At 51.1% G+C, this 20,145-nt stretch carries 18 protein-coding genes, 9 tRNA genes and 1 pseudogene; 22 read left to right on the plus strand and 6 right to left on the minus strand.

Translation table 11 applies throughout. The annotated features are described in order from the left end of the window. Positions 1-143 precede the first annotated feature (143 nt). The 15 genes and pseudogenes from VF724_RS19455 (at position 144) to VF724_RS19525 (ending at position 8,121) form a co-directional block, all read left to right on the plus strand. Positions 144-232, plus strand: a tRNA-Ser gene (locus VF724_RS19455). A gap of 36 nt (positions 233-268) precedes the next feature. Next, a tRNA-Met gene (locus VF724_RS19460) sits at positions 269-345 on the plus strand. 63 nt (positions 346-408) lie between these two features. Further along, a tRNA-Val gene (locus VF724_RS19465) sits at positions 409-481 on the plus strand. Positions 482-502: 21 nt separating this feature from the next. Then, positions 503-578: transfer RNA gene (locus tag VF724_RS19470), tRNA-Thr, on the plus strand. A gap of 9 nt (positions 579-587) precedes the next feature. Then, positions 588-664, plus strand: a tRNA-Asp gene (locus VF724_RS19475). A gap of 30 nt (positions 665-694) precedes the next feature. After that, a tRNA-Phe gene (locus VF724_RS19480) sits at positions 695-770 on the plus strand. A 5-nt stretch (positions 771-775) separates the two neighbouring features. After that, a tRNA-Thr gene (locus VF724_RS19485) sits at positions 776-851 on the plus strand. A 13-nt stretch (positions 852-864) separates the two neighbouring features. Beyond that, positions 865-950: transfer RNA gene (locus VF724_RS19490), tRNA-Tyr, on the plus strand. A 355-nt stretch (positions 951-1,305) separates the two neighbouring features. Further along, positions 1,306-2,013, plus strand: a pseudogene (locus tag VF724_RS19495) (AMP-binding enzyme); the annotation flags it as partial. A gap of 52 nt (positions 2,014-2,065) precedes the next feature. Next, a complete protein-coding gene (locus VF724_RS19500) occupies positions 2,066-3,178 on the plus strand; it encodes an acyl-CoA dehydrogenase family protein (RefSeq protein WP_371755919.1) in 1,113 nt (370 codons plus the stop codon). 14 nt (positions 3,179-3,192) lie between these two features. Continuing rightward, positions 3,193-4,290, plus strand: a complete 1,098-nt coding sequence (locus VF724_RS19505) for a CaiB/BaiF CoA transferase family protein (protein WP_371755902.1) — start codon at positions 3,193-3,195, stop codon at positions 4,288-4,290. Positions 4,291-4,319: 29 nt separating this feature from the next. Continuing rightward, positions 4,320-5,942 carry a long-chain fatty acid--CoA ligase gene (locus VF724_RS19510; protein WP_371755903.1) on the plus strand — a complete coding sequence of 541 codons (1,623 nt, stop codon included), beginning with the start codon at positions 4,320-4,322 and terminating at the stop codon, positions 5,940-5,942. Next, entirely contained in the window at positions 5,939-6,790 is an 852-nt protein-coding gene (locus tag VF724_RS19515; RefSeq protein WP_371755904.1) for a 3-hydroxyacyl-CoA dehydrogenase family protein, read from the plus strand. The genes VF724_RS19510 and VF724_RS19515 overlap by 4 nt, the downstream gene beginning before the upstream one ends. Before the next feature lie 25 nt (positions 6,791-6,815). Then, the gene (locus tag VF724_RS19520) at positions 6,816-7,970 is read left to right on the plus strand and encodes a thiolase family protein (RefSeq protein WP_371755905.1); all 1,155 of its coding nucleotides are present in this window, start codon (positions 6,816-6,818) and stop codon (positions 7,968-7,970) included. A gap of 75 nt (positions 7,971-8,045) precedes the next feature. After that, positions 8,046-8,121, plus strand: a tRNA-Lys gene (locus VF724_RS19525). A 77-nt stretch (positions 8,122-8,198) separates the two neighbouring features. Here VF724_RS19525 and VF724_RS19530 read toward each other — a convergent pair. Then, positions 8,199-8,531, minus strand: coding sequence for a hypothetical protein (locus tag VF724_RS19530; RefSeq protein ID WP_371755906.1), 333 nt, complete (start codon positions 8,529-8,531; stop codon positions 8,199-8,201). Between the two features lie 180 nt (positions 8,532-8,711). Here VF724_RS19530 and VF724_RS19535 point away from each other — a divergent pair, with 180 nt between their 5' ends. Beyond that, entirely contained in the window at positions 8,712-9,428 is a 717-nt protein-coding gene (locus VF724_RS19535; protein WP_371755907.1) for a response regulator transcription factor, read from the plus strand. A gap of 71 nt (positions 9,429-9,499) precedes the next feature. Next, positions 9,500-10,462 (plus strand): metal-dependent hydrolase, encoded by a 963-nt coding sequence (locus tag VF724_RS19540; protein WP_371755908.1) that lies wholly within the window; start codon positions 9,500-9,502, stop codon positions 10,460-10,462. A gap of 203 nt (positions 10,463-10,665) precedes the next feature. Here VF724_RS19540 and VF724_RS19545 read toward each other — a convergent pair whose 3' ends face one another. Continuing rightward, positions 10,666-11,805: a glycosyltransferase family 4 protein gene (locus VF724_RS19545; protein WP_371755909.1), complete on the minus strand. Its 1,140-nt coding sequence runs from the start codon at positions 11,803-11,805 to the stop codon at positions 10,666-10,668. Between the two features lie 203 nt (positions 11,806-12,008). On the opposite strand from VF724_RS19545, the gene VF724_RS19550 reads away from it, so the two are divergent. After that, complete coding sequence (locus VF724_RS19550; RefSeq protein ID WP_371755910.1) at positions 12,009-12,515, plus strand: phosphatase PAP2 family protein; 507 nt, start codon at positions 12,009-12,011, stop codon at positions 12,513-12,515. Between the two features lie 69 nt (positions 12,516-12,584). Here the strand turns inward: VF724_RS19550 and spoVAE are convergent, their stop codons facing one another. From spoVAE to spoVAC, 3 genes are read right to left on the minus strand one after another with little or no spacing between them, the layout of a single operon-like run. After that, complete coding sequence (gene spoVAE, locus VF724_RS19555; protein WP_371755911.1) at positions 12,585-12,941, minus strand: stage V sporulation protein AE; 357 nt, start codon at positions 12,939-12,941, stop codon at positions 12,585-12,587. Beyond that, positions 12,938-13,957: a stage V sporulation protein AD gene (gene spoVAD / locus VF724_RS19560; protein ID WP_371755912.1), complete on the minus strand. Its 1,020-nt coding sequence runs from the start codon at positions 13,955-13,957 to the stop codon at positions 12,938-12,940. Before spoVAD ends, spoVAE begins: the two co-directional genes overlap by 4 nt. A gap of 3 nt (positions 13,958-13,960) precedes the next feature. Beyond that, positions 13,961-14,446, minus strand: a complete 486-nt coding sequence (gene spoVAC / locus VF724_RS19565) for a stage V sporulation protein AC (RefSeq protein WP_371755913.1) — start codon at positions 14,444-14,446, stop codon at positions 13,961-13,963. Positions 14,447-14,614: 168 nt separating this feature from the next. On the opposite strand from spoVAC, the gene VF724_RS19570 reads away from it, so the two are divergent. Continuing rightward, positions 14,615-14,821 (plus strand): DUF1657 domain-containing protein, encoded by a 207-nt coding sequence (locus VF724_RS19570; protein ID WP_371755914.1) that lies wholly within the window; start codon positions 14,615-14,617, stop codon positions 14,819-14,821. Positions 14,822-14,865: 44 nt separating this feature from the next. On the opposite strand, the gene VF724_RS19575 is transcribed toward VF724_RS19570, so the two are convergent. Continuing rightward, positions 14,866-16,182: a nickel-dependent lactate racemase family protein gene (locus tag VF724_RS19575; RefSeq protein WP_371755915.1), complete on the minus strand. Its 1,317-nt coding sequence runs from the start codon at positions 16,180-16,182 to the stop codon at positions 14,866-14,868. A 344-nt stretch (positions 16,183-16,526) separates the two neighbouring features. Between VF724_RS19575 and VF724_RS19580 the strand changes: the two genes are divergently transcribed. The 3 genes from VF724_RS19580 to VF724_RS19590 all read left to right on the plus strand — a co-directional run bounded on the left by VF724_RS19580 (position 16,527) and on the right by VF724_RS19590 (position 19,967). After that, entirely contained in the window at positions 16,527-17,474 is a 948-nt protein-coding gene (locus tag VF724_RS19580) for an MraY family glycosyltransferase (RefSeq protein WP_371755916.1), read from the plus strand. 109 nt (positions 17,475-17,583) lie between these two features. Further along, the gene (locus VF724_RS19585; protein ID WP_371755917.1) at positions 17,584-18,738 is read left to right on the plus strand and encodes a PucR family transcriptional regulator; all 1,155 of its coding nucleotides are present in this window, start codon (positions 17,584-17,586) and stop codon (positions 18,736-18,738) included. A 107-nt stretch (positions 18,739-18,845) separates the two neighbouring features. Beyond that, positions 18,846-19,967: an ABC transporter ATP-binding protein gene (locus VF724_RS19590; RefSeq protein WP_371755918.1), complete on the plus strand. Its 1,122-nt coding sequence runs from the start codon at positions 18,846-18,848 to the stop codon at positions 19,965-19,967. Positions 19,968-20,145: the final 178 nt, after the last annotated feature.

Consider the following 20,145-nt stretch of genomic DNA (forward strand, 5'->3'; position numbering starts at 1 on the left):
TTTGCAGCATTGCTGCAGCAACATCCATGCGCACCAACGTTTGCTTCGCTTCTAGTTTTGAGGGAGCAAGTCCCTGCACTTCCTGAAATTTTGCATCGATAATGCATGATGAATGTGGCATAATAAATTATTTTTCTCACATTGGAGAGGTACCCAAGAGGCCGAAGGGGGCGCTTTGCTAAAGCGTTAGGGTGTAACAGCCGCGAGGGTTCGAATCCCTCTCTCTCCGCCATTTATTCATGCTAAGGCGTCAGTACGTTGTTTCTGCGGCGGCGTAGCTCAGTTGGCTAGAGCGTACGGTTCATACCCGTGAGGTCGGGGGTTCGAGGCCCTCCGCCGCTACCAAAATTATTTGTTGCCTTAACATTGAAATTTGTGGTAGTATATTTCTTGTCTGATTTTATGTTTGGACGCTTAGCTCAGCCGGGAGAGCATCTGCCTTACAAGCAGAGGGTCGGCGGTTCGATCCCGTCAGCGTCCATTGTCACATCATTATAGGTTTGCCGTTGTAGCTCAGCTGGTAGAGCAACGCATTCGTAATGCGTAGGTCGGAGGTTCGAGTCCTCTCAACGGCACCAGAAAAGTGTGGAGCTGTGGTGTAGAGGCCTAACATGCCTGCCTGTCACGCAGGAGACCGCGGGTTCGAATCCCGTCAGCTCCGCCATTTTTTTGCCCATAGAGGAACTGGTCAGATGGCTCGGTAGCTCAGTCGGTAGAGCAGAGGACTGAAAATCCTCGTGTCGGCGGTTCGATTCCGTCCCGCGCCACCATTCTTGCCGTTGTAGCTCAATTGGTAGAGCAACTGACTTGTAATCAGTAGGTTGGGGGTTCAAGTCCTCTCAACGGCACCATGTTTTGATATCCGGAGGGTTAGCGAAGCGGCCAAACGCGGCAGACTGTAAATCTGTTCTCTGACGAGTTCGGTGGTTCGAATCCATCACCCTCCACCATCTATAATGAAATCTATAATCACCTTTCATCGCATTTGATTAATGTGAATGGAGGGTGTTTTTTATTTTAGCTGCCAAATTAATATTTTTGCATTATTCAAAAAAATAGAAGGGGGCGGGAAAGTAATAGGGAATTTATACATAAAAATATGACGAGGAGGTTATGTGGTGAAATCCGATTAATTTTCGTTTGAAATCGAAGGAATTGGCGTTCATTCTGGAGGATGCGGAACCCAAGCTTGTCTTGTTTGAGCAAATGCTTGAACCCACAGTGGCGACCATCTAGGAACAATTTCCGGAGAGGTTTTTGGTCTATTCATGAAGATCCCCCCGCATATGCTGAAAGCTATCATGAGCTCCCATGGAGCCTGCGCTTGTAAGGGCTTGCAAGGACAAAATCGGCATTGAACTGATTCAAGCGTACGGCATGACGGAAATGGGTCCGGCCGTAACATTCCTGGAGGATGATGATCAATTAAACAAGGCAGGCTCGGCGGGCAGAGCCTGTTTAAACCGTGAAATCCGCATTGTCCGTCCAAGGGAAGATGCGCCGTCCGAGCCCGACGATATGGCTGAGCCGGGGGAAATCGGTGAAATCATCGTTCAGGGGCCTTGCATGATGACGGGCTATTATCATTGTGAAGAGGCTTCCGCAAAAGCGATATATAAGGGCTGGTATCATTCCGGCGACTTGGGATATCTGGATGAAGACGGATATCTCTATGTAGCGGACCGTATGGACGACATGATCATCTCCGGCGGCGAAAATATTTATCTCCGTGAAATCGAGGATTTGATTTATGAGCATGAAGGTGTGCTGGATGTGGCCGTCTTGGGCGAACCCCACGAAAAATGGGGGGAACAGGTCATTGCGGTTGTTGTAAAAAAAGACGCGTCGCTGACGGAGGAAGAACTCGAGAACTTTTGCAAAAACAGTGAGCAATTGGCCAACTACAAGCGCCCGAGGAAATATGTGTTTATTGATCAATTGCCGCGGAATGCAAGCGGAAAAATTCAAAAATTCATTCTTCGCGATCAGCTGCATGAGCTTTTTCAGTCCTAAGAAGATGGAGGGAAAATGAACCTTGCCGAACTACATTGCGGAAGAACATCGGATGTTTCGTACGGCATTGCGCAAATTTTTGGAGAAGGAAGCCTACCCATTCTATGATCAATGGGAGAAAAACGGACTGATTCCCCGCGAATTGTGGGAGAAGATGGGGAACAACGGTTTTCTCTGCCCTTGGACGGAGGAAAAATACGGCGGTTTGAATGCGGATTTCGGTTACTCGGTTGTTTTGGTAGAAGAGCTGGAAAAGGTGGGATCAAGCTTGGTCGGAATCGCTCTGCACAACGATATTGTCGTCCCCTATTTTTCCGTATTCGGAACCGAGGAGCAAAAGCAGCGCTGGATTCCCGGCTGCATCAGCGGGAAGACCATCACGGCGATTGCCATGACGGAGCCCGGTGCGGGATCCGATTTGGCGGCGATTCAAACAACAGCCGTCAAACAGGGCGACCGTTATATCCTGAATGGCCAAAAAACGTTTATCACGAATGGAATTCATGCCGACTTGATTGTGGTTGTCTGCAAAACGGATTTGAAAGTGGCGCCGACGCATAAGGGAATCAGTTTAATGGTTGTGGAACGGGATACGCCGGGCTTCAAGCGGGGAAGAAAGCTGGAAAAGGTGGGCCTTCACAGTCAGGACACCGCGGAATTGATTTTTGAAGATGCCGAGGTGCCTGTCGGCAACCTGCTCGGAGAAGAAGGCAAAGGCTTTTATTATCTGATGGATCAGCTTCAGCAGGAGCGTTTGATTGTCGCCATAGCAGCCCAGATTGCTGCAGAAGAAATGCTGCGCATGACCATCGATTATGTCAAAAACCGCGAAGCCTTCGGTCAACCGATCAGTCATTTTCAAAGCATTCAATTCAGATTGGCGGAGATGGCGACGGAAATTGAAATCGGGCGCACGTTTGTCGATGATTTGATTTTGAAGCACATGCATAAGAAAGATATTGTCAATCAAGTGTCGATGGCGAAATGGTGGATCACGGACATGGCCAGGCGAACGGCGTCACAATGCATGCAGCTTCACGGCGGCTACGGTTATATGGAAGAGTATAAGATCGCCCGGCGATTCCGGGACATCCCCGTCGCATCAATTTATGCGGGGACGAATGATATTATGAAGACGATCATTTCCAAAAATCTGGGGCTGTAAAAAGGAGTCGTTCCATGCAGCTGGAAGGTATCCGTATACTCGATTTTTCACAATATATACCTGGTCCATATGCCGGCTTGCGGCTGGCGAAATTGGGAGCCGAGGTCATCAAATTGGAACCGCTTGCAGGCGATCCGGCTCGCACCGAGGGAGGTGAAAAAGCGGGTAGCGGAATTGTTTTTGAGGTATTCAATAGAGGAAAAAAGAGCATTACCGTCAATTTAAAAAGCAAAGAAGGACAGCGAATTGCCGAAGAACTGGCCAAGAGCTCAAACGTCCTGATCGAGAGCTTTCGGCCGGGGGTGATGCGCCGTTTGGGGCTTCACTATGATCATTTAAAGCAAGTCAAACCGGGATTGATTTATTGCTCCATATCCGGTTACGGACAGAGCGGCGGCATGGCGCCACTGGGCAGCCATGATTTGAACTACATGGCATTAAGCGGGGTTTTATCACAATTTCGCGATGCCCACGGCAAGCCTGTACATCCAAGCATATCCATTGCCGACTATATCGGGGGAATGGCAGCCAGTGAACAAATTTTGGCGGCTCTGGTCCGGTTTGAAAGAACGGGCAAGGGGGAGTATCTGGATATTTCCATATTGGGCGCGACGGCTTCCATGCTGGAGCTTCATACCCGATTGGAATCCCATACCGGGACCCGGCATGGATTATCCCTGCTGGCGGGGGATATGCTTTCTTATTGCATTTACGAGACAAAGGACCATCGATATGTGAGCCTCGGCGCCATTGAACCGAAGTTTTGGAGAAACTTTTGCCAAGCCGCCAATCGGCCGGATTGGATTGCCGCGCAAACTTTCCCGGCAACTTCCGACAATCCGGTCTACCGGGAAATCGTCTCTTTATTTCGGAGCCGCACTTTGGAGGAATGGGGACGATTCGGCTTGGAAGCGGATTGCTGCCTGACGCCGATCCTGGAAGCGGGGGAAATCGACAAACCTCCTTATTCCGCTCAATTCCGACAGATGATTGCGGACGATGCCATGGAGCCGGCGCCGAAGCTGGGAGAGCATACGTCAGACCTGCTCATGCGTATTTTGAACAAGACAGATCGGGAGATTGGAGAATACCGCGCACAAGGAATTATCTGAAATGCTATATTTTGAATGGAGGAATTTCAGTGCAAAATGTGCCTTTAACCGTCCCGTCGATGTTGGAGCATGCGGAAACTTATTTTTCCAAAAAATTTGTGGTATCCCGAACGCATTCCGGGATCCATCGTCTGAGCTATGCCGAAATCGGACAACGGACCCGACGGCTCGCGAGTATTTTGAACAAGCTTGGAGTGAAAAAGGGGGACAAGGTCGGAACCTTGGCCTGGAATCATCATCGCCATTTGGAGGCCTATTTCGGCATTCCAGGAATGGGGGGTGTGCTGCATACCATCAACATACGCTTATCGCCGAATCATATCGCTTATATTATCAATCACGCGGAAGATCGGGTATTGCTCATCGATCCGGATATCGTTCCGTTAGTGGAAAAGGTCCGGGATGAATTAACAACGGTAAAAGCTTTTATAATCATGACGGATGACAACGAACTGCCGCAAACCACATTATTTCCCGTCTATCATTACGAGCAATTGCTATCGGAAGGGGACTCCGATTTCCAGTTCATCAAGCCGGACGATGAGAATGAGCCCGCGGGGATGTGTTATACCTCGGCGACAACCGGCAATCCCAAGGGAGTCGTCTATTCCCATCGGGGAATCGTCCTGCACACGATGGCGTTGGGACTGGCGGACAGCGCGGCCGTATCCGAATCGGACGTCACTTTGGCGATTGTACCGATGTTTCATGCGAATGCATGGGGACTCCCGTTCGCTTCCGTTTGGTTTGGTTCGACGCAGGTGCTGCCCGGTCCGCAATTTACCCCGCAATTGATAGCTGAAATGATTGAACGGGAAAAAGTCACTCTGACTGCGGGCGTACCGACAATATGGCTTGGCCTTCTGAGGATATTGGAGCAGGGCAATTACGATACGCGCAGCTTGAGGGCGATTCTTTGCGGCGGTTCCGCAGCTCCCAAAGCGCTGATTAAAGCTTTTGAAACGAAGCATCGAATTCCTTTCATTCATGCTTATGGAATGACGGAAACCAGCCCGCTCGTGGTGCTTTCCCGTTTGAAAAGCTACCAGCATGACTTTTCCGACGACGAAAAACTGGAAATCCGCGCGAAACAGGGATACATCGTTCCGGGCGTCGAGATGAAGGTCGTCGGCAAAGACGGCGAGATTCAATGGAACGGGGAGGAAATGGGAGAATTGCTGCTTCGCGGACCGTGGATCGCGGATGAGTATTATCGCGATGAGCGAAGCAAGGATGCTTTCAAGGACGGCTGGCTGCATACCGGCGATGTGGTCACTGTGGATGAAGAGGGCGCCGTCAAAATTGTCGACCGCACCAAGGATGTGATCAAAAGCGGCGGCGAATGGATCTCTTCCGTCGACCTTGAAAATGCGCTGATGGCTCATGAAGCGGTGTTCGAGGCAGCCGTGGTGGCCGTTCCCCATGCCAAATGGCAGGAACGCCCCGTTGCTTGTGTGGTGTTGAAGGATGCGTTCAAAAATAAGGTGTCCAAAGAGGAGTTGCTTGATTTTATCACCCCCCAATTTGCCAAGTGGTGGATACCCGATGACGTGATCTTCATGGATGAAATCCCCAAAAACTCTGTCGGGAAATTTTTGAAACGGGCATTGCGTGATCAATTCAAAGAGTGGGAGGAGAAGCAATCATCATGATCAAGCGAGTTGCTATCATCGGTGCGGGATTAATGGGACATGGCATAGCCCAGGCTATGGCGATGGGCGGGAAGTCGGTCGCGCTTTACGACATTTCCGAAAATGCGCTGGAAAAAGGGTTGCAAGGCATTGAGAAAAGCATGAACCGTTTTGTAAAAGCGGAACATGTGACGCAGGAAGAAATGGAGAGAACGCTGTCGCGGATCACCTTGTCCAATGATTTCAAAGAAGCCGTTGCCGAAGCGGACTTGGTCATCGAAGCCGTTCCTGAAAATCTTGAAATAAAAAAGAAGGTCTTCCAGCAAATGGATGCCGAGTCGCCGCCGGGCGCCATTTTGGCAACCAATACTTCGGAGCTCAGCGTTTCCTCCATTGCGGCCGCTACCAAACGTCCCGGGCAAGTGATCGGCATGCATTGGTTTAATCCCGCGCCGGTCATGAAATTGATTGAAATCGTCATGGCTGTTCAAACCTCGCAGGAAACGCTGGATAAAGTGCGGCGGGTATCGGAAGAAATCGGCAAGGAAACGGTGGTGGTGAAAGACGCGCAAGGCTTCGTCACCTCGCGCGCATTATCGGCGCACTTGCTGGAAAGCATGCGGATCTACGAAGAAGGCGTATGCAGCGCCGCAGATATCGATAAGGCGATAAGGCTGGGGTTGAACTATCCGATGGGGCCCTTGGAGCTTTCCGATTATGTCGGATTGGATACCCTGCTGTTAGCCAGCGAAGGAATGGTGGAAGCGTACGGCGATCGTTTTCGGGCTCCGCAAATTTTGCGCAAGCTGGTCGAAGCGGGGCACTATGGCAGAAAGACAGGCAAGGGTTTCTACGACTATTCAAAATAACAAGGCTTTGCGAGGAGTGAGATCCGTGGAAAGAGAAGTGGTGATTGTCGAAGCCGTGCGGACACCGGTCGGCAAAAGAAAAGGGGTTTTCCGCAATCTGCATCCCGTTCATTTGGCTGCGAAGACTCTGCATGAAGTGGTAACCCGAGCCGGCATCGAAAAAAAACTCATTGAGGATATCATCATGGGCTGCGTCAGCCCGATTCACGAGCAAGGCTACAACATCGGCAGATTGGCGGCCTTGGAGGCGGATTTCCCTGTCGAGGTTCCGGCCGTTCAAATCAATCGGATGTGCGGCTCCGGCCAGCAGGCGATACATTTTGCCAGCCAGGAAATCAAATCGGGCGACATGGACGTCACCATTGCCGCAGGGGTTGAGCATATGACCAAAGTGCCGATCTCGAGCGACGGAAATCAGGATACGATCCCTCTGTCGGTTCAGGAAAAATACGAAATCGTCCACCAGGGGGTTTCCGCCGAGTTGATCGCCCGCAAGTACGGATTGACCCGTGAGCAGCTGGATCAATATTCGCTGGAAAGCCACAGACGCGCTATTGAAGCCATCAAAGAAAAAAGATTCGAAAGAGAGATTGTTCCGGTCGACGGATTGGACAAAGAGGGCAATCCGATCCTCGTTACCGCCGATGAAGGTCCGAGAGCGGATACTTCGATGGAAGCACTGGCCGCCTTAAAACCCGTTTTTTGCGAAGACGGCCTGATTACAGCGGGCAACGCCAGTCAGATGAGCGACGCTTCCGCCGCCGTCTTACTGATGGAGGGTCGGAAAGCACAAGAGCTTGGCGTCAGAGCGAGGGCAAGAATCGTCAATCGTGTGGTTGTCGGTTCTGATCCCACACTGATGCTGGACGGAGTCATTCCCGCAACCCGGAAGGTTTTGCAAAAATCGGACCTTGCGATGGATGATATCGATTTGGTGGAGATCAATGAAGCGTTTGCCCCGGTTGTGCTGGCCTGGCAAAAGGAAATCGGCGCCAGCCTGGATAAAGTCAACGTCAACGGAGGAGCGATCTCCTTGGGGCATCCTTTAGGGGCAACCGGCGCCAAGCTGATGACCACCTTGCTGCATGAATTGGAGAGAAGAGGCGGCCGTTACGGACTTCTTGCCATTTGTATCGGACACGGCATGGCTACGGCAAGCATTATTGAAAGATTGCCATAAATAACCTGTTTGACACGGTTGGTTCAGCTATGTATAATGTTAAAGATCAGCCATTTACTAGAGGTGGTCTGATAGGAGCCATTAGCTCAGTCGGTAGAGCACCTGACTTTTAATCAGGGTGTCGAAGGTTCGAGTCCTTCATGGCTCACCAGCTGCAAATTCGGGTCAATCCCATAGAAAAAACCGTTTCGGAGCCGAAACGGTTTTTTTGCGCGCGGACGCTATGTATCAAAACACCATCGGGACGTAGCCTTCCATCAGGTAATCCGAGATGATTTTTCCCACAAAATCAACATCGAATCCCAAATTCCGGATATCGTCCGAAATGCCCTCATTATCGGAGATGAATTTGCAGGCTACGGGTGTGACCTTGCCCAGAACCTCCGCCGCCTTCTCCCGAACATCCTTGTCCTCAACCAGCAGCTTTTCAAAAGGACCGAAAAAAACGACCTTGACCTCAGGCAGCCATCCCCTTTTCAGTGCGTTTGCCGTATAAAGCAATCCTGACAGCGCTTTTTCCTTTTCAGCGGTGGAAAGAATCACCAACAGTTTCGTGCTCATCTTGACCAGCCTCCCTTAAATTATAGGAATTAAATCTCGCAGATTCGTGCAACGATGTCACTTCCATTATAATAGTTTTCGGAAAATTTAATATCCCGTTTACATCATCTTAATCTCCTGTTGAAGGTGCTTTGCGACAATCATAGAGTACCATAACTATTGCGGTAAGGGGAAGGTAAGATGGAGAATCGAATTCTAGTCGTTGATGACGACCCATCCATTTCCAAGCTGATTGAATTTCATTTGAAATTGGCCGGGTTTGAAGTTCAATGCGTGCATGATGGGGATTCCGTATTGAATATGGTGAATGATTACCGGCCGTCGTTGATCGTCTTGGACGTCATGCTGCCGAAAATGGACGGTATTCAAGTTTGCCGGAAATTACGCGGCCAAAACAATATGACACCGATTATTATGCTGAGCGCGCTTCACGAGATTCCCGACAAGATCGTCGGATTGGATAACGGAGCCGATGATTATATGACCAAGCCGTTCAGTCCTCAGGAATTGATTTCCCGCATTCATTCCGTAGTGAGAAGAGTCAGGCCTTTCTTGCCAGCGGATGAATATGAGTCCATTCAAATCGGCAGCATTGAGATCTTTCCCGAACAAAGGGAAGTGACCGTTGACGGCAAGTCGACGGAGTTGACCCCGAAGGAATTTGAGCTGCTCTATTTTTTGTGCAAGCACAAAGGAAAAGTGATGAGCCGCAGGCAACTGCTTCATGGAGTGTGGGACTACAACTTTCTGGAGGACACACGCATCGTGGATGTCCACATCAGTCATCTGCGGGATAAAATCGAGAAGAATTCGCGTGATCCTGAATACATTATTACGATACGCAACGTGGGCTACAAGCTCAAAGACCCGGGGATCGGCCAGGCTTCCATGGCCTAGACGCCCTGCAAACCACTCGGTTTTGGACGAGTGGTTTCTTTACGTAAAAACATCAGAATGGAGGAATCACGATGGATACGGGAAGCCATTTATTGTTTGGTGCCACATTGGCCGGATTGGCCTATCTGGATCCTGTTGTGGCAGATCATGCGGCGTTGGCTCATGCCGTTTTCTGGGGCACACTGGTCGGTTCCCACGCCCCGGATTTCGATACGGTCGCCAGGTTGAAAGGATATCCCGCATATATCAGGACGCACCGGGGCATCAGCCATTCCGTTCCGGCCTTATTCATTTGGCCTTTGCTGATTTCAGCTCTGATGGTCTTGTTGTTCGGGCTTGAGCGGAACGGCTGGCATTTGTACTTATGGATATGGATTGCCGTTGTTTTTCATGTGTTGCTCGATTCCTTCAATGCTTACGGAGTGCAATCTCTTCGTCCATGGAAGAAGAAATGGGTCGCTTTGGATGTGCTGTCGTTGTTTGAACCGTTTTTATTTGCCCTGCATGCGGCCGGGTTAATTTTGTGGTTGGCCGGAGCTTATAAGCCCGCTGACATTTTTGTGTGGGTGTACGGGGTCACTTTGATGTATATCGCCGCACGAACCGTTCACCATTATGTCCATGTGTCCTTTCTGAAAAAAGCGTATCCGCAATCGGGTCCGATTCACGTCATCCCGACGTTTCATTGGTTTTACTGGCTGTTCGTGGTCGAAACGGAAGATATGTTCTATACGGGCAAAATCGTTTACGGACAGATTCGTTTGATCAATGAATATTCCAAAGAAAGTGAAAACCCGGCCATCAAGGCAACCCGGTCAGTCGACGGCGTAAGGTCCTTCCTGCAGTTTGCGCAAAGAGTATATGTGACCTGCAAGGAAGTCCAGGACGGTTATGTAGTCCGTTGGAGCGACGTGCGGTTCTGGTATCCGCAAAGGCTTGCCTTCGGGGTCGATGTCATGCTCGACAAAGACTTCAACATTGTGGAGCATCGGCTGGGATGGCGCAAAAAAACATGGGAACCCCCGTATATGTAACGGAGTAGGAATATTTATTCGAAGGCATTCATTTCTGCGGCAACGAAGCATTGGGAAGATACCCGATAAGCGACTTTGGCTTTGAGTTTCAACCATCTATAAGCCCATTCATAATAGAAACTCAAAGCAACGGAACTTGTAGACACTTCCCAATGCGCAGTTGGAAGCACAATAAATGAATATAACTGGAGTAAATATTTAACCTACACAGAGATGGTTTGGCGAGAGTAGATCGCCTGCTCGTATTCCGCCAGCAGCCGGTCGAAGATGTTTTCCCATGATTGGTTAAGTGCATATCGGCGGGCCGCTTTTCCCATCGTCTGCAATTGTGCGGGATCGGACAGGAGCTGTTCGATGGCTTGGGCCAGATAGTCGGAATCGCGGGGCTTGCAAAGCAGACCCGTTTCCCCGTGCCGGATGATTTCCTTTACGCCGCCGGATCGGACGCCGATGGCCGGAAGTCCTGAAGCCGCGGCTTCCAGAACCACGTTCCCGAACGTTTCCGTACTGGAGGGAAAGACGAACAGATCGGCGGAGGCATATACCTCGGCCAACGGTTCGCCGTTCAAATAGCCGGTGAACGTCATATGATCGGTCTTCTTGCCGCGCATTTCCTCCAGAAGCGGTCCTTCCCCGACAAAAACCCAGTGAATGAGCTTGCTCAAATGTCCCGGCAGTTTTTTCACGGCCTCGAGCAGAACATCAAGGTCCTTTTCGGGCGCCATTCTTCCTACGTAAAGTAAAATGAACGGCTCGCGGATTTGATATTTCTCTCGTAATTTGCCGCTTTTTTTGTTAGGATGAAATAAATTGCAATCGACTCCTCTGCTCCATATTCCGATATGGGAAAACCCTTGATTCATAAGGTCCGATTTCGTATCTTGGGACGGGGCAAAAATGCGAATGCAAGGCTCATGAAACCAGCGCATATAGTGCCAGATCAAGTGTGAAGTAAAGTTCAGCCGGTAATAATCCAAATAACGGTCAAAGTGCGTATGGTATGACGCAACCATGGGGATATGATATTTTTTGCCGTAGTATCTGCCGATCAACCCCATATTGAATGGTGTGGCCACGTGGATGAGATCGGGCTTAAACTGCTGCAAATGATTCCGGATCGAAAAGTAATTGGGAAGGGCAATGCGGCATTCGGGATATAGAAAGAAAGGAAAGCTGGAAAAACGGAGAATATTGCTTGAAAACAAATCCTGCTCCTCGGTTTCCGGCGCAAGCACAAGGTGCGGGATCCGGCGATGCTCCAAGTGATGCACCAATCTTTCTAAAGTCAGCGATACGCCGTTCACCTGAGGCGGGAACGTGTCGGTAAACAAACTAATTCGCATAATCTGACCTCCGTTCGAATATGAAGAGGCGGTGTTGGTGAATTTGTGAACATCTGTCTGTTCTATTTTTATCAATTGTTTGTTAAGCTGGAATTAGAGGGGAGTTAAAATTTATTTAAGAACCTTTAACATTGATTTTAAATTGCGTTGATTGAGCGTAGATATAATTTTCTTGGAAAGGACCTGAGTTGGGAGGAATTCGTTTGACAAGGATAGCGGCATGGCTGAAAAACAGCGACGAGCGCATGTTGTATTATTTAAATCTCCGCATACGATGCGATTTTTTGGACAGATGGATGAAACTCATCACCCATTTGGGCGGGGCGGTGTTTACCATCGCGCTTGCGCTTGCGCTGGCCCTATTTACACATTTAGGCTGGAATGCGGTGTTCGCTTTGGCGGCAAGCCATATGCTCGTGCATGTATTGAAAAAAAGCTTCAGCCGCAAAAGGCCGTACATGACAGACGGCAGGATTTGGGTGCAGCCCAATCCCCTTCAGGATTATTCCTTCCCTTCGGGGCATACGACCGCGATCTTTTCCGTCGCCATGACCTTGGTGCTGGAGCTTCCTTGGACCTTCTTCATTGTCATACCCATTGCGTCCATGGTGGGAGTTTCGAGGATTTATCTTGGATTGCATTATCCTACGGATGTCGGGATCGGCGCGATAATCGGGACACTATTCGCCATTGTCGTCCATATTATGTAACAGCATGAAATGTTCATGAAGCCAACAAATTAACTATTCCCTTCTATCAAAGGATAGAAGGGTTTTCGTTTAACCCTTCGGCTTGAAGAACAGCGCCGCCAGAAACGAGAAGATGATTGCAGACGATATGCCTGCGCTGGTCACCTCAAACATCCCGGTCAGCACCCCGACCCATCCGTGGAGCTTCAGCTCTTGCAGGGCACCGTGAACAAGAGCGTTGCCGAAACTCGTGATCGGCACGCTGGCTCCGGCCCCGGCAAATTCGATCAACGGATCGTACAGGCCTACACCGTCCACAACGGCCCCGGCTACCACCAGAAGAGTCATTGTATGGGCGGGGGTCAGCTTGAATACGTCAAAACAGATTTGGCCGATAACACAAATGGCGCCTCCAATCACAAATGCCCAGAAATACTGCATGATCATCCGGAAGTCCCCCTATTCTCGATGGATACCGCATGGGCTATACAGGGAATGCTTTCTCCCTGTTGATAAGAAATCGGCGACAGCAGCGCGCCGGTGGCGACAACGAGAATGCGGTTGTAATCGCCCTGCTTCATTTTCTTCAGCAGGTGGCCGTAGGTGACCACAGCCGAGCAGGCGCAGCCGCTGCCTCCGGCTTGAACCATCTGCTTGTCGAAATCATAAATCATCAGCCCGCAGTCATGGAATTCGGTTTGTTCGATGGGAAACTGATGCTTTTTGAACAAATCCGAGGCGATCGAGTGGCCCACCTTTGACAAATCTCCGGTGATAATCAGATCATAATAATCCGGCTCGATCCTCAGATCCTGGAAGTGGGCCTGGATCGTATCCACCGCCGCAGGTGCCATGGCTGCTCCCATATTAAACGGATCCTTGATGCCCATATCGAGGATGCGGCCGATTGTGGCCGATGTGACGACCGGGCCTTCCCCTTCCGCTGCCAAGACGGCTGCGCCTCCGCCGGTCACGGTATACTGCGCCGTCGGCGGCTTTTGGCTTCCGTACTCGGTCGGGTAGCGGAATTGCTTTTCCGCGCTGGCATTATGGCTGGTGGTCCCGGCGAGTGCGTACTTCGCGCTTTTCGAATCGATGATGAGCGAGGCGAGCGCGAGGCTTTCCATGGACGTCGAGCAGGCTCCGAAAACGCCGATGTAAGGGATGGACAAGGTTCGCGCGGCAAAGCTGCTGCTGATGATCTGATTCATCAGATCGCCTCCGACGAAAAACTGCACCTGCTCCTTGGTTAACCCGGCATTTTCTATAGCCAGCTTGGCGGCTTCCTCCAACAATACCTTCTCGGCCTGCTCCCAGCTTTTTTGACCCATCATCAAATCGCCGTGAACGATATCGAAATCGCCGCCGAGAGGGCCTTGGCCCTCGAACGGACCGACGACTGTGGCGGTCGAAAGAATCACAGGCTTATTCTTGAAAATCCAGCTTTGATGTCCCTGCAGCATTGGTTAAGACCCGCCTCCAAAATCGGGATTGAAAATCAGGTGGAGAATACCGACGACAAACGCGGCAACGGTACCGTACACGATGACGGAACCCGCAAGCTTGAACATGTTGGCGGCGGAGCCCAGTACAAGGCCTTCACTGCGGTGTTCAATCGCGGCGGAGGCCATGGAATTGGCAAACCCCGTAACGGGGACGGCGGAACCCGCGCCCGCCCACTGGGCGATTTTGTCATACACCCCTAAGCTGGTCAGTACGACGGAAATGAAAATTAAAGTGGCGACCGTCGGGCTGCTTGCGGTTTTCTGATCGAAATTGAAGTACCGGATATACATGTTCTGAATGGCTTCCCCCACAATACAGATCAACCCACCAAATAAAAAAGCGCGCAGGGAATTTTTCATCACCTGCCGGGGAGGTTCGTTTTTTTTGGCCAGCTCTTGATATTCCTGTTGAACGGGCGTCAGCTTCTTTTTCTTGTTGTCCGCCATTTCATACCCTCCTGATAGTTCTGTCGTTCGCGATATATTGATTATTTGCCAAAAAGGTGCGGGATATGAATCAGACTTGTTCTCCCAGTATGTTCCAAAGCGGCGGGCTAATGATTTATGCGGCGGCAAGACATATTAGGAAACGTAGCGTCAAGGGAGGTGAATAGGATGACAGTGGCATCGCAGGTAAAAACCACATTGGCTTCTTTGAAAAGCGCGCAGGCGAGTCTTGAGCAATTTGCCTTAAATACCCAAAATCAAGAGGCGAAAACGATGTTTGAGAACGCCGCGAAGACAACACAGCAGGTCGTTCAGCAAGTTGAATCCCGCGTGCAGCAGATCGAGAATGAGGAGCCGCAGTATAAAGGATTTTAATGCAGCAGGGCGCAAGGGGTAGTAAGGGGACAGGGACAGCCGGATCAGCTGTCCCTTTTGGCATGCACAGGGAAGGTCAAGGCGCCGAAGGGCATAACGGCAAACGATGTCGAAGGATTGTCCGCCAAACGGTCTATCGTTTCCTGCAAATTGCTGATCGCATGAAAGCCGGACAATTCGACGAGCGGAGCCGGCATGTCGGAGAATAGATAGACCTTCTGCTTTTGCAAAATCTCGTCGATCGTTTTGATTTTATGAGCGCCGAGCACAAAATTCCGGTTCAGCTCCCTGACGATCCGCTGCCTGTCCTGTACGGTTTCGACCCAATGCTGGAAGACGCCGTTTCCGAATTGCTCCTCGCATCGGGCGGCAAGCACGATAGTACCTCCCGGCTTGGCAGCGGCAGAGGCGTTCTGCAGGGTTTTGACGGCTTGGTAAAGCTGCGCATCCTTCGGCCAACCGCCGGGCGAGGCGATAACCACATCATATTCCCGGGTGACGGACACCTTGAAAACCTCATTGGCAAAAGCGGCTCCCTGCGCATGCGCCTGTTGCAGGCTGCCCGCAAAAATGCCGAGCAGATTCTTTTGGTGGTCGACCACCGTATTCAACAGAAAATGAACGGGAACCTTAGCCAGGGCTTCCTCCATATCCCGGTGAAGCGGGTTGCCGGTGTCCCCGGGAGAAACTTGCGAGGTCAGGGATAAAGCGTGGTTGCGCTCGATGCATCTTTGCGAAGCCACTCCGGGAACTAGCGCCTTGACACCTCCGGATATGCCGGCCAGCCAATGGGGCTCGATATTGCCGGTCGCAATCCGCAAATCGGCTTCTGCCACCAGCCGGTTGATTTCAATGGGCGTTCCCCGCGAGGTCGTTCCCAAATAAACGCAATCGTCCGGATGCGGAGAATGATTGATCACACGGACGCGGCGGTGTACCGCAGGACCGGCCAACCGGATCAGTTCTTCCGCTGTTTGTTTGCGGTGCATCCCCAAGGCAACGATAACCGTGATCTGCGAATCCTTCATACCGGATTGGTTAAGGTGATGAATCATTTCTTCGAGAAACAAATGGCTCGGATTGAGCCTGCTGCTGTCGCTGATCACAATCGCGGCGCTGCTCCGTCCCTTGGCGATTTCGGCCAGCGGAGGAGACCCGATAGGCTCCAATAAAGCTTTGCGTATTTGCGGCAGCGGGTCCGATACGGCTTGGCGGAATTGATAATGAATCGTCTCAACCATCCGGGCATCGGGGAGACGAAATTGAACATGCCGGTTTCCATAAGGAAGTTCGAATTGCAGAGAGCTTCCCCCTTTCGGTAGGGATGTGTGTGTTATCTCGAAAATTATTGCCATTTCCATCCGGTTTCATGTTTAACAAGCTGGAGGCAGGAATAAAATTTTTGGATTTGCATGCAAGACTGCAATCGGGGGAATCCTAAATTGAGAATTTCAGGAGTCTGTCCGACGGATTGATTTTCGTGAATTTTTATTCAAATGGAGTATGAAGGAATAAGGCAATGAGCACGGAAAGTTTACGTCCGCCTTTAAAACCGGGAATTAACCACATAAATCTGATCATATTCCTGGTTTTAACAGCGGTGCAGTGCCATCCCTTTTCCGGAATAACGATTAAATTGAATAAATATTCACGATCTTGCTTTCGTCGGACGGACTCCTAGGATCGGGGATCCGGGAGGAATCGCATGCAATTTTTCTTATCTGCTCTGCTTACCTCATTCGTGCTCGTCTTGGCGTTGGTACCCGCCGTTAGAAGGCTGTCTCTGCAATGGGAGTTTGTCGATCGCCCAAGCCAGCGCAAAATCCATACCGCTCCCGTTCCGCTGATGGGAGGAGTGGCCATTTTCATCGGTTCTGCCGCTGCTTTGATGCTGTTCGAGGGCCCTTCCCCAAGAACGCTGACGATCGTGATCGGGGGCTTGGCGCTTGTCCTTATCGGATCGGTAGATGATTGGTACAAAACGAAGGGCCTGGAATTTCCGGTGTGGCCCCGTTTGATCGGATATATTCTCGTTTCCTCCGTTCCGCTCTGGTTCGGCATTGAAATTGCCGGAATCAGCGACCCGATTCATCAGGGTTATCTGTTCTTCACCCCGTGGCTCAGCTGGCTGATGACGATGGGGTGGATTTTTGCGATAACCAATATGATTAATTTTATCGATGGCGTGGATGGCTTGGCCGCCGGGATCGCATCCATTTCCGCGCTGACGCTGATGCTGGCGGCTCTGTATAAGGGACAGGAGGGAACGGCGGTGCTGGCGGCGATTTTGGCCGGGGCCTGCATCGCTTTTTTGGGCTACAACTTTTATCCCGCCAAAATTTTCATGGGAGATGCAGGGGCTACCTTTCTCGGATATACGCTGGCGGTGATTGCCGTGGACGGCGCTTTTAAGAGCACAACGGCGTTATCCATCCTGATTCCGATTCTTGCGCTGGGCGTGCCGATTCTGGACACCTCGGTGGTATTCATCCGCCGGCTGCTGGAAAAGAAGTCGATCTGCAAAGCGGACAAGCTGCATACGCATCACAGTTTGCTGAAGATGGGGCTGTCCCAGGTGCAAACCGTTTCATTCCTGTATTTGATCGCAGCGCTGTTTTCCGCAATTTCGATTATTCTGCTGATGATGCTTTGACGGCTTAAAGCTTTAATAAAGAATCCCCCGATTGCAGCCGCAGGGGGATTTTCTTTCGTATAATCGAATATATAAGTTATACGAGATGCCGGGGCAAGGAGACGAATGCATGAATTGGGGACCGATCATAGCGCAGCTGGAACTCATTCTGAATGCGGATTTATCGCATGAGCAAATTCCGCTTCAGGAATGGAACCGCAGGGTGGAATCAAAAGCGGCCGAGGAAGCTTCCGATGAGGATGCAGACCGGTTGCTGAATTGGAATCATACGCTTTATTTTGTGCTGAACGCGAACAGCTCTTATGTAGAGACGCTCAAGGTGGAGGATGTGCTGCTGACTCACGCGGAAAAGCAGCTGGTTGCCATGACTCTGGAGGCGTATAGGCATTCCTGGAAAAAAAGCGGCACGTTCGCGCATCTTACGGGGGAGGAAGGGAGAGCGGCGGCCATCCGGGAATGGATCGACAGTCAAATCGAACAAGGGACGGTTGATTGCGAGCTTCCGGAAATGTTTCAAGCCGATACCGCGCTTTATGCTTCCAAGCTGCCGATATTATTGTCCGCCGAGTATGCCGATCTCAATCAGACATCCGTTTCCGAGCTGAAAAAGCTGCTGGAATCCTTCTTTGGGGAAGAGGTTCTGCTGATTCCGCTGCAGGAAAAAGAATGGATCATTCTGGGCACGGAATCGCTGTTGTATGCGGATGAGGAGGAAGCTCAAAGAGAAGATCACAGAAAAGGCCCGGCGGTGGAGGAAACATTGGAATCAATCGCCACGGGTCTGCATGAAATGCTGGCCAGCGAATGGATCGGCGAATGCCATTTGGCGGTTGCGCATCCGATGGTCCCGGCCAAATCGCTGCTGGCGGCGGTAATCGAGCTTCGGAGAGCCCTGGCGCTGGGCAGAACGTTCCGTATCGGGAGCAATGTTCATCTGCCTTGGAAGCTGCAGCTGGAACAGCTGCTTGATGCATTGGACGAGGCTGGCCAACAAAAGTTCGTTGGACAGGTGTTTCAGAAAGCGGAGCATTTGCTGGATCCGGAAATGCTGCGCACGCTGGAGCAATTTTTCGAGCTTGACTGCAATGTCAGCGAAACGGCGAAAATTTTGTATATACACCGCAATACGCTGCTTTATCGCCTTGACCGCTTCAAGCAGGAAACGGGGCTGGATGTGCGCACGTTCAATCACGCCGTGCTGGTTAAATTGGCGCTGACCCTTCATAAAGCCATGAAACGGAAAACAAGCAGAACGGATTTGTAGAAAATGACGAAAACCTTCCGGATTTTTTGGAGGGATTGTGCATAGGCTGCCGCCCGAATCATGCGGTAAGATATAGTTATTCTAACGATGATTTGGAGGAGTTCATAATGGCAGGCTTGCGTCTCAGTCACGTATACAAATATTATCCCGGCAGCAATATCCCGTCGGTTGCCGACTTTGATCTGGAAATCAAGGACAAGGAGTTTCTGGTGCTGGTCGGTCCGTCCGGCTGCGGCAAATCGACCACGCTGCGGATGATCGCCGGCTTGGAGGAAATTTCCGAGGGCGAGCTGTACATCGGCGATCGGCTGGTGAACGACGTTGCGCCCAAAGACCGCGACATCGCGATGGTTTTCCAATCGTATGCGCTGTATCCGCACATGAACGTTTATCAGAACATGGAATTCGGTTTAAAGCTGCGCAAATTCAAAAAAGCGGAAATTGACAAGCGGGTCCGCGAGGCCGCCCGGATTCTCGATATCGAGCATCTGCTGGACCGCAAGCCGAAGGCTCTGTCCGGCGGCCAGCGCCAGCGCGTTGCTCTGGGCCGGGCGATCGTCCGCGAGCCGCAGGTGTTCCTGATGGACGAGCCGTTGTCCAACCTCGACGCGAAGCTGCGCGTTCAGATGCGCGCGGAAATCAGCAAGCTCCACAAACGTCTGGAAACGACCATTATTTACGTCACCCATGATCAGACGGAAGCGATGACGATGGGAGACCGGATCGTGATCATGAAGGATGGGATCATCCAGCAGTGCGCTTCGCCGGAGGAAGTGTACCATTACCCAGTGAACCTGTTTGTCGCCGGATTTATCGGATCGCCCGCAATGAATTTCATCAGCGGCAAGCTGTCGGAGGAAGCCGGCAGCCTGGTTTTCAAGGCCGAAGGCTTGAATGTGCCGATTCCCGGGGACAAAGCGAAGCTGGCGCGTGAGAAAGGCTATGCCGGCAAGGAGGTCGTACTCGGCATCCGTCCGGAGGACATTCATCACGAGCCGGGTTTCCTGGAAGCCTCTCCGCAAAGCATCGTCAACGTCAACATCGAAGTTGCGGAGAATCTCGGCCATGAGATGTTCCTGTATCTCAACGGCATCGGCAAGGAAACCGTCGTGGCCCGTGTCGACGGGCGGGCGGGCCTGAAAGAAGGCGTGAACGTGCAGCTGGCGCTGGATGTGAACAAGCTTCATCTCTTTGACAGGGAAACGGAAAAATCCGTATTCTATGGTTAATATTTAATGCGATAAATGAAGGCCGGCTGCCGAAGCCGGCCGTTTTTTCCTGTGCAGCGTTGAATTGAATTCCGCGCAGGTGTCAAACGTCTGAGAAAATGTCACCTTAACTCGTCCGAGAAAATGTCACTTTTGTAGTGTTCCGAGCCACCGTTAGGTGGCTTGGACTGTCTTTGAA

This window comes from Ferviditalea candida (assembly GCF_035282765.1).
Taxonomy (GTDB): domain Bacteria; phylum Bacillota; class Bacilli; order Paenibacillales; family KCTC-25726; genus Ferviditalea; species Ferviditalea candida.